The sequence below is a fragment of the uncultured Chitinophaga sp. genome (genome assembly GCF_902168175.1).
Classification (GTDB): domain Bacteria; phylum Bacteroidota; class Bacteroidia; order Chitinophagales; family Chitinophagaceae; genus Chitinophaga.
Genome location: NZ_CABHOU010000072.1, coordinates 57,255 through 73,043, shown reverse-complemented (window position 1 = coordinate 73,043; position 15,789 = coordinate 57,255). Strand labels below are relative to the sequence as shown.

General features: G+C 48.7%; 12 protein-coding genes. 3 read left to right on the top strand and 9 right to left on the bottom strand.

Annotated elements, in window-relative coordinates:
* Window positions 1–94: 94 nt before the first annotated feature.
* Complete coding sequence (locus tag QZT80_RS15290; protein ID WP_295123615.1) at window positions 95–763, top strand: hypothetical protein; 669 nt, start codon at window positions 95–97, stop codon at window positions 761–763.
* Between the two features lie 265 nt (window positions 764–1,028).
* On the opposite strand, the gene QZT80_RS15285 is transcribed toward QZT80_RS15290, so the two are convergent.
* The gene (locus tag QZT80_RS15285) at window positions 1,029–1,814 is read right to left on the bottom strand and encodes an SRPBCC family protein (protein ID WP_295123612.1); all 786 of its coding nucleotides are present in this window, start codon (window positions 1,812–1,814) and stop codon (window positions 1,029–1,031) included.
* A gap of 169 nt (window positions 1,815–1,983) precedes the next feature.
* Here QZT80_RS15285 and QZT80_RS15280 point away from each other — a divergent pair, with 169 nt between their 5' ends.
* Entirely contained in the window at window positions 1,984–2,454 is a 471-nt protein-coding gene (locus tag QZT80_RS15280) for an ankyrin repeat domain-containing protein (RefSeq protein WP_295123609.1), read from the top strand.
* A gap of 152 nt (window positions 2,455–2,606) precedes the next feature.
* Here QZT80_RS15280 and QZT80_RS15275 read toward each other — a convergent pair whose 3' ends face one another.
* The 6 genes from QZT80_RS15275 to QZT80_RS15250 form a co-directional block, all read right to left on the bottom strand.
* Window positions 2,607–3,299, bottom strand: a complete 693-nt coding sequence (locus QZT80_RS15275) for a M24 family metallopeptidase (protein ID WP_295123606.1) — start codon at window positions 3,297–3,299, stop codon at window positions 2,607–2,609.
* Window positions 3,300–3,481: 182 nt separating this feature from the next.
* The gene (locus QZT80_RS15270) at window positions 3,482–5,818 is read right to left on the bottom strand and encodes a hypothetical protein (protein WP_295123603.1); all 2,337 of its coding nucleotides are present in this window, start codon (window positions 5,816–5,818) and stop codon (window positions 3,482–3,484) included.
* A 30-nt stretch (window positions 5,819–5,848) separates the two neighbouring features.
* Window positions 5,849–6,991 (bottom strand): DUF4249 domain-containing protein, encoded by a 1,143-nt coding sequence (locus tag QZT80_RS15265; protein ID WP_295123599.1) that lies wholly within the window; start codon window positions 6,989–6,991, stop codon window positions 5,849–5,851.
* A gap of 3 nt (window positions 6,992–6,994) precedes the next feature.
* Window positions 6,995–9,766 carry a TonB-dependent receptor gene (locus QZT80_RS15260; protein ID WP_295123596.1) on the bottom strand — a complete coding sequence of 924 codons (2,772 nt, stop codon included), beginning with the start codon at window positions 9,764–9,766 and terminating at the stop codon, window positions 6,995–6,997.
* Window positions 9,767–9,770: 4 nt separating this feature from the next.
* Window positions 9,771–10,457 carry a hypothetical protein gene (locus QZT80_RS15255; RefSeq protein WP_295123593.1) on the bottom strand — a complete coding sequence of 229 codons (687 nt, stop codon included), beginning with the start codon at window positions 10,455–10,457 and terminating at the stop codon, window positions 9,771–9,773.
* A gap of 265 nt (window positions 10,458–10,722) precedes the next feature.
* Entirely contained in the window at window positions 10,723–12,060 is a 1,338-nt protein-coding gene (locus tag QZT80_RS15250) for a nucleotide disphospho-sugar-binding domain-containing protein (protein WP_295123590.1), read from the bottom strand.
* A 661-nt stretch (window positions 12,061–12,721) separates the two neighbouring features.
* Between QZT80_RS15250 and QZT80_RS15245 the strand changes: the two genes are divergently transcribed.
* Window positions 12,722–14,269, top strand: coding sequence for a M20/M25/M40 family metallo-hydrolase (locus QZT80_RS15245; protein WP_295123587.1), 1,548 nt, complete (start codon window positions 12,722–12,724; stop codon window positions 14,267–14,269).
* A 1-nt stretch (window position 14,270) separates the two neighbouring features.
* On the opposite strand, the gene QZT80_RS15240 is transcribed toward QZT80_RS15245, so the two are convergent.
* Together QZT80_RS15240 and rnhA are read right to left on the bottom strand one after the other, a co-directional pair.
* A complete protein-coding gene (locus QZT80_RS15240) occupies window positions 14,271–15,302 on the bottom strand; it encodes an LD-carboxypeptidase (protein ID WP_295123584.1) in 1,032 nt (343 codons plus the stop codon).
* An 8-nt stretch (window positions 15,303–15,310) separates the two neighbouring features.
* The gene (rnhA, locus tag QZT80_RS15235; protein ID WP_295123581.1) at window positions 15,311–15,781 is read right to left on the bottom strand and encodes a ribonuclease HI; all 471 of its coding nucleotides are present in this window, start codon (window positions 15,779–15,781) and stop codon (window positions 15,311–15,313) included.
* Window positions 15,782–15,789 lie beyond the last annotated feature (8 nt).

Below are 15,789 nucleotides of genomic sequence, written 5' to 3'. Positions count from 1 at the left end.
ATTTCATGCAAGCAAACCTTGCATAAACCGGCAAAAAAGGGGAGATTTATGGCACATTTAAGGATTTGTAAGCCCGTAAATGCATATTTAGCCGATGAATACAGTCCTCACATACTTATCCGTTTTGCTGCTGGCCACTACGGCCTGCGAAAAGGAAAAGACGGCACAATCGCCAACGCCGGCCAATCCCATGCATTCGCATGTAGCGGGTATGGGCGCGCGGGCCGATAAACCCGATGGAACTGCCTTTCACCTTCCAAAGGGAGTGGAACTGCGGGGTATTTACGGAGGCAACTGCCAAATGCCGGATGCCAACAGTTACGGAATGAGTTATGCCCGGGTGGCGCTTTGCATCACCCTTCATAACCAAACTACTGCACCGGTGGAGGTTAACCTGCCGGAAGGACTGGTATTCGTATCGTCGAACCTGGCAGTGAAAAACGGACTGCTACCTAAAGCGATAAGGTTTACAGTACCCGGCAAACAGGAAATACATGTACGCATTGGCGCCCTGTGTATGAATGCCGACCGTGAAATGCCGGAAGCCAGCGACCACTATACATTGGGGCCGGTGTATCACCAGCAACGCTTCAGGATGTTTTACGCATTATTTAACCGAAAACGCATATACGAAAACGAAGGACCATCGCGCCGCGACTTCGATGCGGCCATTATAGCGCAAAGCCTTTTCTGGAAGCTGGGCGACAGCGCAGCACTAAGTAAAGACGATATTGCCCTGGCAAACAGCCTTGCGGATTTATGACCAGGTAGTGTGGGTTTTAGTCCGCAGCCCTGCAGCGTCGCGTAAGCACGCTGCTTTGAGGTTTAAGGGCTTTGGCCAACTCAGCGTTTCCTTTGACATGTTGACTACTTTACTGGTAACCACTGCTGCGGAGATTTTCCGTAACAACAAACCAGCCCATTACCCCGCTTTACACCCAATAAATAAAACCTCCGGGCGACTATACAGTAAATCAGAAGAAATACCGATATAACACCAGGAGGCTTTTGACCGGAAGAAGGTTACCCTAAAGAGTGAGCCCTTCCCCCTTTGATCTATTTCTGAAAGACGTTTTCTTTGTAGGAACGTCGTTAACGTCCTTTACACTGACGCCATCCTCTACGAATTGTTTAAAATTATGCACATCGGCGCTTACCAGCTTTTCAAAACCGCCATTCAGCAGTTTGGCGATGCCAGTACCGATGAGCCCCGCAGGCGGGCGATAAGTGATAATCACTTCGAGATGAGTTCCCCCGTCGGGACCATCTTCAAACACCACTTTACCTGCATTTTCTACCATTGATTCGGGCAGAGAGCGCCAGCCGAGTACATTACCTGCATCTTCCTGGATGATTTCAGCGTCCCATACAAAATCACCGAAACCGCCAGGTATTTTGGCCGTCCAATGAGAATGGGTGTCGCTTATTACCTCTACAGACTTCAGGTGCTTCATGAAGTTAGGCAGGTTCCCGAGTTTACGCCAGGCCTCGTACACTTCCATGCGGGGCTTGTTTACCGTAAATTCCGTACGGATGTTTACGGCCGGGGTATGCCTCACCTCATCATCAGCAAGGAACATGGCAGAAATCGGGCAGTTGCCGGAAATGCCGCGGTACAATAAATAACCGCCAGACACCACCTTTAACAGCGCACTGAACGGGGAAGTCCGCACTTTGTCTAATCCATTCCATAACAGCATAGCACCGGCGGTAGCCGAAGCCACCCTGCCAGCCTTACTCACGTTCATTACGCGGGTGCTTTCATAAATGGCACCGGCGCGGGGCCTGGATCGTTTGTTGTCTTTGTATTGCATAACAGGTTCGTTTAAGAAAGTTACGGGCTGGTTAGATAACAATTAAATCCTGCGCCCGGTTGCTTAAAGAGCAACAAAGACCATTCCAAGCACTTTTTAGATTAAATAGTACACCAACTGGCGTTTTTTTACGCGGGCCTTTTTATATTTACCGCAAATTGGAACATCCATGTACACATTTAGCGATTTATACCAGGCAGCGGAAACAGGAGATATTGCCGAGGTGAAAACAATTCTGGCTGCCGACCCGCAGCTGTTAAAAGAAAAGGACGAATACGAATTTTCGATCATGCACGCCGCAGCCCTGGCTGAAGATCCACAGATGATCAATTACCTGGCGGAACTGGGTGCCGATGTAAACGCTAAGAACGACGAAGGTATGACGCCCCTCCACCTCGTATTGTATCCTGAAGTAGCGGAAGCCCTCATTAAACTCGGCGCCAACGTAAACGCCAAATCCCTCGATGATGAAACGCCCCTGCACATTCAGGTGGCAGAAGGCGAGCAACAATACGACATGGTAAAACTGCTGTTACAACATGGTGCCAACAAAGGTGCTAAAGACTTTAACGGCGAAAGGCCTTACGACATAGCCCGCGACAGGGAAGAATCGGAAGAGATATTGAAATTGCTGAAGTAAGAAGTTTTTAAGGATATAGGGCCGCTCTGTGTTACAGGGCGGCTTTTTTATGCGAAGGAATCTGACTACACCGGGAGGGAATTGACCATACATGAACCAACCGCTGAAGGGAGTGACACAACGGCGGCTGATCAGTGTTATGAAGCCCGTCCCTAATCTATCGTCACTAATTGCTCGTAGAAACCGCCGATCTGCTGCTTTTTGTCTACAAAGTGTATTTCATAGATCCAGTGGCGGGGATGGCCAAATTTGTCGGGGGCATTCATAGGTACGTGGTTGTCGGGATGCACGTAGTTAACGATCTCGCTGCCAAGGATTTCTTTGTGTGGGAAATTACCGATGATGTGGCCGGCGATGGTGCCGCCAAATTCCCAGCCGTAACTTTGGGCCAGATCTACTGAATACTGGTAAAACTCAGCACCCGTAAGGCCCGGATTAGCCCGCAGGTGTTGCTTGCCCTGCTGCCAGGCAGTTTCAATATCATGAAGAAGACGAAGTTTATCCTTGTTGTTGCCCAGTACGTAGGTGCGGCCCAGGTCGGCCTCCCAATCTTCAAACACGGGGCCGAAGTCGAGAAACATAATGTCGTCGGGCATGATCATCAGGTTCGGCGGATTATCGTCGTAGGGAGAAAGGGTGTTGACGCCTGCCCTTACAATCCTTTTATGCCAGTACTTGTGGATGCCGAATAACTCAAATGCCAGGTCGTAAATTCTCGTATTCAATTCTTTCTCAGTTTGGCCGGCGATCAGGATGAGTCGCTCTTCTAGGGTCCGGAATAGTTGCTCAGCTTTCTGTTGCGCGTCTTTTAGTTTCGTTTCAAATTCATTCAGCTTCAAAGACATAAATCTCGCTCTATGGTTAAACAATGCCGCCTTTTGCGGTGAGGAATGGTCTGGTTTATCAAAGATAATATATTAAATAAATCACACAAGAGTCTTCCCCTTTTATATGGATGAGCGGTACAAAAAAAACGCCTTCCCCGGTGGGAAGGCGGCCTGTATTTAGATTCGTGCCTTTCTGGCAATTATTCTTTCACTTCGAAAAATACCACTTTACTACCTGTTTTTCCATCTTTACCTATCGCCTGCAATACAACAGCGTAGCGGCCAGGCAAATCGGACGTATAAAAGCTTTGTGTACTTTCGTTCGCCACATCAGGACGCCAGGCAAGCTGGTTACGGTAGTCAGGCAAATGCGAAGCGCGACTTTCATCGGTATCGTACGCCGGACTGTAAAACTCGCGCTGTACCTGCAGACCTTCGTAATCGACCACCGTTGCATTGGCGTCGAGTTCGTAGCCATTAATATCACCTTTAAATGTGGTGAAACTTACCACCCCATCAAAGTACAGCGACCCCAGGAAATAACGTTTAGTGAGTACTTCGAGCTTACGTACTTTCAACGGATCGTAGGCCAGTACTTTATCCATATTAAACATGGGCACGCCATCCAGCAATACCAGCGGGTTGCCTGTAAAAAAGTTGCGTGTGGGCATATCCAGCGCCATTAGTACCCAGCGGCCACCGCGACGGCGAACGTTTATACCCAGTACGTACTCACGCAGTACTTCTTCCATGGTGGTGAAACGGGTGTAGTCGTCGAGCATATAACGCGCATCAGGCGAGCCGTAGAATGCAGAAGTATCTACCACCGGCATGGTAATACGTTTCATTTGTTCGCCCGTGAAAATATTTTGTACCTGCATGTTAATGCTGCGGCGGTTCAGCGTTTGTGCGTATATTTCACTGATCCCTTTCTGCGGCCAGTTGCCTGCCGCAATACTATCGGAAAATGGGCTGTCGATATCGATACGGAACATGCTGTCTTTTTGTCCGTCGGCCTGCGCAATTACTTCACTAGGACCGTAGAAATCGCGCACATCATATTTCACATTCCCTTTTTCATCGCTCAGCGAAGTATAAAACTCCACGGTAGGACCAGGAATAGACAGGAACGTGGCGATACTGCTGGTGGGCCTGTTGGTGCGGGTATCTACGACCTGCCCCGTAATCAGGTGACCGTTAAACTCAGGCGCGTACTGGAAAGCCGGTTTCTTTTCAGAAAGCACATCGTCCCAGCGGAACCTGCGCCAGCCGCGGGTAAGCAGCAGGTTATCGAGTGCGATGTCGCCTTCAGGACTGGTATCTTTTAAGTAGTCGCCTGCATTATGTACATACCCGCCAATATCAGCAGTAAGATACAGCGCGGTAGTAATATCATCTGCAGCCGGCTGCTGTAAAGAATCGAGGCGATATACAGCCATAGACATGCTCGCAGCGTCTTTCGCACTGATGGCAATATCTACTTTCTGCCGGATATTGTATTGTTGCTTGTCAGTGCTGGCCTGTATTTCAAAAGTCTGTGGACGTTTAAAGTAAAGGCGCTCACAAAGCGGCTGGCGATCCATACTAAAGAGCGTGAAATGCGTTATACCTGTACCCAGTTTTGCCTTGTCGATCATGAACTCAGCTTTGCCGTTCTGTATCGTTTTGCTCTCCCCTACTTTTAACACCTGGCGGGTATGGGCCAGCAGATACACCGCATCGGCACCTGTATTGGCAGCACTTACACTTACTTTTACCTGGTTACCTTCTGTCGTTAACGCCATTACATAACCGGCGTTACGGATTTCAGGCAATTTAGCTTCCACAGCCGCAGCTCCGGCGGGTTTTATAATGGCGTGATAAATACGGCCATCACGCGGCGTGAACAGGAAATTGCCTGTACTATGTTTGCCCGGCACGAAGCTAAGCACGGTATCATTAAACTGGTCGAGTACAGCGCCGGTATAACTCACATCGTTACCGCTTTTATCTTTTACCGTGAATGCTACTTTGCTTTCCAGGCCTTTTACGAGGTAACCGCCTTCCGGATAAAAATGCACCTCGTACGAGGATTTATCGTCCGCCGGAACATCCAGTAACTTCTGCGAGTTCACTACCGTGATCGTTTTTTCGTAATACCCCGATGCATCGAAGTTTTTCATCCAGGCGGTGTAGGCGCGCAATTTGAATGTACCGGTGTTAACCGTTACGGGTACATAAACCGAGCCACTGCCCGTACCATCCTTCAACTCCACCTTGGCCTGCAATACACTGCGATGCTGCTGGTCAAGCACATCTACATAAGCCACTTTACTTACATTGGCCAGCCTGTGCCACGAGGCATCTACATCATATACTTTAAACCACATGATCTCGCCTGCGAGGTAAAAATCTTTATCGGTGTGTACATACACTTTTTCCTGGAATACCTTTCTCCGGTACTGGTCCAGGGCCGACTGCAGTACCGTTTGCGCGGTAAGCTGCGCCGGAAGGGCCAGTATGATAAGTGCATGAAGCAGTTTTCTAATAATATTCACCGGTATCATTTATGTTGTTGTCGTTAACAGTTATTGCCAGAAATCGGGTTTTATCGGACTAGCCATCAGGGAACAGTCTACACAGTAAGGTGTTACACCCAATATTCGTCCGGTCAGCTGATCCTGCATGACAGGCAGATACATCTGGCTGCCGAAATAAGACAGCAGGCTGTCCGGGTCGTTAGGTACATAGTACTCATCGCAATCAAGGCCATAACGCCAGCCGGGCAGTTCTGAACGGCTGATCCATAGCCTGTGTTCCTGCACGGAGCCAACACTAACATAACCGATCACCATTTCATCCGGCCTGGAAAGGCAGGTAATATTACCGCGCGATTCGGAAGGCTGCGGATCGAAAATAGACCCCAGCGATTCGCTGTTACGCTGCATCATTTGCCAATAATCCAGGGCTTCTTTTGCCATGGTGTACTGGCGGACCAGAATGGTGTATTTCACGCCCATCTTCCACGATCCGTTCGGCACACGGGTGATCTGTTTATCTTTTACAATATCGTTGGCCAGGCGGGCGGTAGAGTGGATAATGATACTGCTTGAGTTTTCGAACTTCCAGCAGCGCATGGGCAGCACTTCTCCCGGAGCGCGCTCCACAACCCGTGGAGGCGGTTCCAGATACTTTAGTTCCGAAAAGTAATACGTATCGTGTTCCCAGGTTTCGGTATAATTCCAGCGGTAGTAACGGGTTTTGTTTTCCGGGTCATGCGTGTTCACCAGTATTTTTACACCTTCATCTCCCTCCCATTTCCAGGTTACACTGTCGATCGGCGGGTTTTTATGCACGGCCACAAATGAGGAGGCGTACTCTTTCCCATCATCGGTGCGCACGTAAAGGCGGTATTTTACATTTTCATTGAGTGTAAGTATACCGGCAGAATAGTTGCCCTGGCCAGTGTGCGACAGTACCCAACTGGTGTTATTATCTCCCTCTACCCTCACCTGTGCGGTAACTTCAGGTCTGATAAAAGCAGTGTCAACCATTTTTGCGGTGCGGCTTAATTTGATAACGGTAGGCGACGCTCCGTTCAGGATATCACCTTCTACTACCAGGTAGCGCAAATCTGCGGTGGTTACCGGCGGGTTGTAAGGGTCTTTACAACTAAATCCCAGCATGAGCAGTACAGCCAGCAGCACGGTATGTCTTAATCGGTTGCCCATATCTTAAAATCTGATATTAAAGTTAACAAATGGGATAGCGCTGCCGAAGATCGACAGTTTGTATCCGTTCACCACGCCGTTTTCGGATACGAAGTATACAGAGTAAGCATTCCTGCGGGCGGTAAGGTTATACACGCCAATGGTCCAGGAGTTATGCGTTTTCTGATGCACTTTGTGATTACCTTCTATATTGATGGAAAGGTCGGTGCGGAAGTAATCGGGAATACGGTAAGCGTTCCTGTCGGAGTAAAGCGTACGTACAGAACCGGCATAATAGTATTTACCGATTGGCAGTGTAATAGGCCGCCCGGTACTATATGTGGCATTCAGTGAAAAACTTACCCTGTGCGAGAAGCGATAGTTACCGATCATGGTTACATCATGCGGTTTATCGTAATTGGAAGGATAGAAGCCGCCTTTGTTGATGGTTTCTGTAGTAGTTGGATCATCAACTTTCAACTCCGTGCGGGAATAGGTGTAACTGATCCAGCCATTGAGTTTGCCGGTGAGCTTTTTGATCATCAGTTCTACGCCGTAAGCCCTGCCCTTGGTATTAATAACATCCTGCTCCAGTTTGTGGTTAAGTACCAGTGAGGCGCCACTCTTATAATCAAGATAGTCGTGCAGGTTTTTATAGTACACTTCTACCGAGGTTTCGATGGTGTTAGATTTCAGGTTTTTATAAAAGCCCAGTGAAACCTGTTCGCCACGTTGCGGTTTAATATTAGGATCACTCAGTTTCCATACGTCGGTTGGTGCAATGGCCGTGGTGTTCGACAGCATATGAATGTACTGGCGGGTAGTGTTGTAAGATGTTTTGATCGATGAGTTGGCGCCTAATGCAAAACGTGCGCCCACCCTAATTTCCGGTCCGTTATAATTGTTGATGAATTCACCATTCTTGTATGTTTTACTTTCTATCAGGCTCGCATCAGAACGGGCAAGGCCCGGCTGATAATAGTTCACCGTGCGGGGCCCCATGGAGTTAAACATCGACCAGCGAATACCGGCGTCCAGCGATATATTATCGGTGAGCGTGATATGGTCTGTTATATAAGCCGCACTTTCCAGTCCCTGCTCCGCCGGCATAATATCAGGCATTACTTCCGATTTTTTACCAACCGGCTCGTAGCTGCCTGGGTGCAGTTTGTACAGGATGCTGCTTACACCAAAATCGAATGTATGGTTAGCGTTCAGGTAATAGTTGAAGTCGAACTTCAGGTTAGCCTGACCAATATCAAACTTCAGTTTGTAAGCTTCGAGTTCGAGGGCATCACTGTTAATGTTGTAGTCGTAGAAATCGTAACCGGTAGTAACCGTGCCGGAGAACTTACTGTTAAATGTATGTTTCCATTTAAGGGAGATGTTCTTGTTGCCGTAACCATAGGTAGTATCGCTGTTCAGCGCAAACCGGTCGCGGCTCAGGTATGTAGTGAGATAAAAAGAGTTCTTCTTCTTTTTATCCTCGTGACTTAACAGCAGGTTTACATCGTAGAAGTTCACTTTACTGTTCTCATATTCCTGTGGCAGCAATTTCAGCATCCAGTTGGCATACGTGGTGCGTGCGCCGAATACAAAGGACGTACGGTCGTTAAACAGCGGCCCTTCCAGGTTGATGCGGCTCGTAAGCAGGCCTAAACCACCTACACCGGAAAACTTCTTTTTGTTACCCTCGCGGCCCTGCACATCCAGCACGGAAGATAAGCGACCACCGTACCTGGCCGGCACGCTGCTTTTATACAGCTCCACACTCTTCACCACTTCCGGGTTAAAAGCGGAGAACATACCGAAGAAGTGAGCAGGATTATAAATAGTAGCATCGTTGAAAAGGATCAGGTTTTGATCGGCAGCCCCACCGCGTACGTTAAACCCTGTACTGGCCTCACCTACCGACTTAACGCCCGGCAGGGTTAATATTACCCTCAATATATCCGCCTCACCAAACACAGTAGGTACCTGTTTAATCGTTTTGATGCTCAATTTCTCTACCCCCATCTGCGTGCCTCTTATGTTACTGGCCTTTTCGCCCGTAATAGTCACGTGTTTCAGCGAAATCACCTGCTCCTGCACTTCTATGTTCAGTTTACCATGGTCGTTCAATAAAATCTGCCTGCGGGTATCACGCATACCAATGCTTTGAATATGCAGCACATGACGGCCACGGGGCAGGTTAATGGAGTAATAACCGTATTGGTCGGTTGCCACGCCTACCCGTTTAGGCTTATCAACATAAACCGACACCCCTATTACGGGTTCGCCGGTTTGTGTATTGCGGATGTAACCGGCCAGGTTCACGGTAGCATCTTTACTGCCACCCACCACACCGATGGTATAAAGTTTATTTTCCAGCGTAGCCTCCTGTACTGTTTTGGTCGTTTGCTGGTAGTCGATCACTTCGTCCGTTTTTTTAGGCTGAGCGGGATCTTCCGCCCTGCGAACGAAATATTCTTCAGGGAGTACCAGTCGTATGCTGCGTTCTTTGGTAATGTAAACACGGTTGCCGTCGATCGCGTAATTAAGCTGTGAGCCGCTAAGACCCCGCTGTAATACCTGCGACAGCGGTGCTTCTTTTACACTGAGTGTAATACGCAAACTGTCGAAATGAGCGGTATCGTAATAAAACTTGTACCCGGAGCGGGCTTCCAGCGATTGCAGAAAACGTTCTACAGGCAGATCAGAAAAGTCTGCTGTAATCAGTTTCTCCGTTGGCGTTTGCGCGTGAGCGCCCAGGCACAGCAACAGGGAAATAAAAAGAAGTTGAAGGCGTAATAGCATGATTTTACTTGATCAGTTGGTCATAGTAAGCGATAGTACTGGCAATGGCAGTTGCACGGTCTTTTTTATACTTGATCTTATTTTTACGGAGGTACTGGCGAACTTCTTTCTTTTTATCGCCCAGCAGGGCCAGCACCGATTTTTCCTTTTTTACCGGATGGAACTTCCCGGCCATCAGCACGTAATAACGTATTACACTATTAATAGTACGCTTGATACCCTCGTTGGTGGTGGCTTCCTGTATCATTTTACTCGTTTTTACATATACCCCGCTTTTTCCCTGGTAACGGCGGTCAAAAAAGCCGGTGCTGATTACCCGGGCATTCAGACTATCGGGCACGATGCGTACGAAAGTATGACCCAGCAAAGAAAACTCAGATACCTTTTCATTTACCAGGTAAATTTTGAAGAAGTTGCCCGCCTCCTGCACTACCAGCTGGTCTTTTACCTGGTCGTACATCATGGCCACGTTATCGAAACGGAGCCCATCATACACCACAGAGCCCACCTCCAGCGTATCGGAAAGGAAATAATGGCTGCCATCGTCGAGCTTGAAAGCGTAAGGCACGTACTCGCTGCCGTTATAGAGGCGCGACTGCGAAGCGATCACCTGGTGATAGTATGCTTCCGCATTGCGGATGGCAGATTCACGGACGCTCGTATCCACCGGCTGGTCCTGTGCGGACGCCACCCTGGAAAAAGCTGTTAAACAAAAAACAATGCAGGATAAGCAGGTAAAGCGATTCATAAATGTTGTGACGTGCTGGGTATTAATTTTACTATAGATCTTGGTAACGAACCAATATATATCAATATTTTTAAAATAAAAACACCAAACGCCTGTAACAAGGAAAGTTCATGGTACGTTGCCGGGATTTACCGACGAAACGATCACTCCTGTGCTTAAAAATGCCGGGAACTACATTTCCCGGCAATATGGACGCGATAAGCCCTGTTTATTTTACCAGTAGCCGCCTTATCTCCTGGTCACGGCGGCGCATATGCAGTAAAGCCTTCACATACCGTTCGGTCGCTTTTGCCGGTTCGTACCCCAGGAACTCTTTAGCCAGTACCGCCACGCTGTTGCGGTAGCTGGTATCCTGCAACACATTTTCTACCGCCGCGCGTACCTGTTGCGGGTCGGGCGCTTCGGTGCGCAGGTTAACGCCCAAACCGAAATACCCTACCCTGGCGTTAATCTCGTTTTTACCTTCATGCTCACCCGCTACCACCATAGGCAGCCTGTGTTTAACAGAAAGCATGACCCCTCCGTAACCGCCATTGGTTACATACACATGCGCCAGCGGCATAATCTGGTCAAAATCGATAAAGTCTTCGATCAGGATGTTCTTTTGGGGAAAGCGTTTACGCAGTTCTTCGGTATTAAAACCTCCGGTAGTGGCCACCACCATGTAGGCAGTATCTTTAAAAGCCTCCAGCGTGGGGACCAGCAGTTTCTCCGGGTCTTTTTCCACAGTGCCCTGTGTTACCAGTATCACTTTATCGTACAACATCAGGCGGCCCTGCGCGGTGAAAGGTCTGGGCGCTTTGGAGCAGTAAGGCAGCAGGGGCCCAATAAAACGGACATTGTTACCCAAATCGCTTCTTTTATACTCGAACCCCGGCGTGCCGCTTTGCAGCAACAGGTCGGCCTTTTTACACATTACATCGAGCAACACTCCTTTGTATGGCGGTAGTTGATAGTGCGCGTAAATACTGTTCAGCCGTTTAAGTCCATCGTTAAAAATAAACCGCCTGGACACATACCGCAACACCGCATGTTTCAAACGCTCCATTCTGTTCTTCGCCGGTAACATGGCCATTCCCGAAGGCGGCAGGTCGCGCGACGATTCACTTAAAGGCACCACGCCTATTGCTAGTACAGGCACGTCCATCAGTTCTTTAATCAGTGCCGCACCCGTAAATACCACGTCGCAAATCAATATGTCGAACGAAAACGTACCGTGTATCTCGCGGATGTCTTCGTAATACTCAGGCGCACGGTCAATAAAACGGTTAATGTCGAATTTCAGTTTCGCCATTTTTCCTTTGATCTTTTTCCGTTCCGGGAACAGTTCGTCCGTATTGTGCTGATTCAGTTCCAGCGCACGTTTGAACGGGTACATGGGAATACCCATTTCGGCAATCTTTCGTTCGTGGCAAAGGCCGCTGTACCAGCGAACATCATATCCTTTATTTACCAGGTGCATGGCCAGTCCCGTAAGCGGGCTGAAATGCCCATCGAAAGGCACATTGGCGAAGAGAATTTTGGGGGCTTGGGGTGTTGCAGGCATATCCTAATTTTGATGATACAAAGTAAGGGCGAAGTGGCGAAACACGTTTCAGCGGAAATTATGATTTATCGTGCTGCGTAGTATTACTGAATAACTTTTTTTGGGAAACCGGCATTGGTATTACTATTAAGCCGCCGTTGTGTCACACTCTTCAACTGCAGTAACAACATTGGGCAATGTTTAGCTCTTGTACTGCGGCGATGTATACACCGATCTAAAAACTTAAAGGTCGATCTCCTCCGCAGCAGCTCTCCTACGCCATGCGGTATACACACCATCCTATTTAACATAATGAAAAAATAGTTCATTGATAATCAACCAACTACACGAAGTTGTATATCCCCGCTATATCAAACTTCATTTTATACGCTCATAAGTAATTAAAGATCAACCTCGTATACGGCCACGATGTGAATGTTGTATATCGCCGCTATATCGTTTCTATATCTCCGCTATATCGTTTCTGTATCGTTTCTGTATCGTTTCTGGTTCCATCTACCTGTCATCCTCCTTCCATCTACCTGCCATCCTATATCAAATCCGGCTATACAGTAGTGAACGTTAACTGCAAACCCACGTCAGTAGCAGTTATTACCGGAAATTATCTTTATATTACTACTATCAAACTCCCCTTATGCTATTAAAATACCCAATTACCCTTATGCTGTTTGTACTCCCATTCACAGCACCCGCACAGGAAAAACCAGACGCCCGGGTAATGACCCGGATACGCGAGGAAGGCCTCGAACGCTCGCAGGTCATGAACATCGCATTTCAGCTAACCGATGTTAGCGGCCCAAGACTTACTGCCAGTACCGGTTACAAACGTGCCGCCGGTTATGCGGTTAAACAACTGAAAGACTGGGGCCTGGTAAATGCAAAACAGGAGGCCTGGGGCGAATTCGGTAAAGGATGGGATTTGCAGAAGTCTTACCTCGCTCTCACCGCCCCATACTACCGCCCGCTCATCGCTTTCCCGAAGGCCTGGACGGCAGGTACCAGCGGCCCCAGATCGGCCGAAGTATTATTGCTTACAGACAGCGATTCGACCTATACAGCTTCACTGAAAGGCAAACTAAAAGGAAAAGTCCTCATTACGGACCGTAACGATGTATATACCCAGAGTTTTAAAGCCGATGCAGTACGTTTTACGGATGAACAACTGCTGCAAATGCAGGAACCGGTGGCAGCTAACACCACGCCACCAGATACCGCTGCACAACGCCGGCGTATGGAACAGGCGCGTAACCAGGCACGCGGACAGGTACCGTTTTTAAATGAATTGCGTAAAATGGCCGAAGCAGAAGGCGCTATCGCTGTTTTAAGCACCGGCACCCGCAACCACGATGGAACTATATTCGTTCAGGGCGGCGGCCTTTATCGCGCCACCGATCCGCCTAACTTCACGGATATTTCGCTTACCCTCGAAGACTATATGCCGATCGTTAGAATGTTAAAGGCAGGCATTCCGGTAAAAGTAGACCTTGATGTAGCGGTGAAGTTCCAGACCGCCGATACCCAGGGCTATAACGTACTGGCTGAAATACCCGGCACCGATCCAAAACTGAAAGATGAAATCGTTATGTTAGGCGGCCACCTCGACAGCTGGCAGGGCGCTACCGGCGCTACAGACAATGCCGCCGGCTGCGCTGTAATGATGGAAGCCGTTCGTATACTGAAAGCTATTGGTGTTAAACCACGCCGCACCATCCGTATTGCTTTGTGGAGCGGCGAAGAACAGGGATTGCTGGGATCACGGGCCTACGTGAAAAAGACATTCGGCAATCCGGTTACGTCAACTGCCACACCGGCCCACGAAAAGTTTTCCGGTTACTTTAATCTTGATAATGGAACGGGTAAAATACGTGGCATTTATTTGCAGGGCAACAAAGCCTGCGAGCCACTGTTCACCGCATGGCTCGAACCATTTAAAGACCTGGGCGCTAATACGGTAACATTACGCAACACTGGCGGCACCGACCACCAGGCCTTTGACGGCGTAGGTCTGCCTGGCTTCCAGTTTATACAAGACCCGGTGGAATACAATACGCGTACGCACCACAGCAATATGGATACTTATGATCACCTGGCTGCCGACGACCTGAAACAGGCCGCTGTAATAGTGGCGGCATTTGTTTACAATACCGCGCAACGCGATCAGCAACTGCCGCGTAAGGAGCAAGCCAGACCGGCTTTGGGAGGAATGTAAATTACTTTCTGATTTCTTCGAGTTTCACCGTACCGGCATTGACCTCCAACTTATGCAGTACGCCGCATTTCAGCGCGTAGTTGTTTCGCTGGTGCCCAACGGGGAAGTTGAAGCATACGGGATACCTGTAGTCCTTTACCTTTTCGTACACAATATCGTACAGCGTACGGCCAAACTCCTCGCCCGGATCATCAGGTTTCGTCCGGTTAAAACCACCGATAACAAGTCCTTCGAGCTGACTGAGTTTACCTGAACGCTGGAGATTTCCCATCATGCGGTCGAGACTGTAGAGATATTCGCCTACTTCTTCCAGGAAAAGGATTTTGCCTTTGGTATTCATTTCGGAAGGAGTACCAGCCACGCTCACGAGCATGGACAGGTTGCCGCCTACAAGTATTCCCTGCCCGGAACCTGTGCGGTTCTTCGGGTCGGACGGCGTAATATATTGCATTTTGTTTCCCAGCAACGCATTGCGGATAGAGAGGATCGTTTCCTGCATCATGCCATCGGCTGCTTCAAAATCGGTGGGAAAACTGTTGCACATTTTTGAATGGATACTGGCAATACCGAACTGCCTGTAGATGTGGCTATGCAGGGCAGTAATGTCGGAGAAGCCGATCACCCATTTGGGATGTGATTTAAACTTATGGAAATTAAGACGGTCAATGATACGCGCGCAGCCATAACCACCACGGGCACACATGATCGCAGCCACCTCCGGATCGTCGAGCATTTGCTGCATATCGCGGGTACGCTCATCGTCGGTGCCGCCAAAAGTGAAATCTCTTTTACCGATCGTATCGCCAATGCGCACTTTAAAGCCCCATCTTTCCATCAACTTCACTGACGGCATTATTTCTTCGCGGGTAATATACCCTGCGGGCGAAGTAATACCTATTACACTGCCTTGTTTCAAATAGCGCGGTATAGAAGGTGTGGCTGTATCTTCTTCCGTTAACCGGCTCACTGCGCCCAGGGCTGGCATAGCGGCGCCTGCGGTGATAAGAGATGATAGAAAGTGCTTACGGTCCATATTGTCAGTTAATTGCCCTCGCCACTTTCGTAGCCGGCATCTATCAGGTGATTACCACTGTCGGCTGCTTCAGTGGCCAGTATATCGCAGCGATTGTTTTCTGCATTGGTAGCATGTCCTTTCACCCAAACAAAACGGATTTTGTGCTTGCGGTGTAAAGGAATATAGCGCTGCCACAAGTCTTTATTCTTTTTATCCTTAAAGCCAATTTTCACCCAGTTCCATATCCAGCCCTTTTCTACCGAGTTCACCACGTACTGACTGTCGGTATAAATCACAATGTCCTGGCCGTCTTTCTTCAACGCTTCCAGCGCCACGATAACGGCCAGCAATTCCATACGGTTGTTGGTCGTTTTGCGGTATCCCTGCGACATTTCCTTTCTGACGGAGCCCCACAACATCACTACGCCATATCCGCCTGGTCCGGGATTGCCCCTGGAGGAGCCATCTGTATAAATTACTAATTGCTGGTTTGCCAAATTTCCTG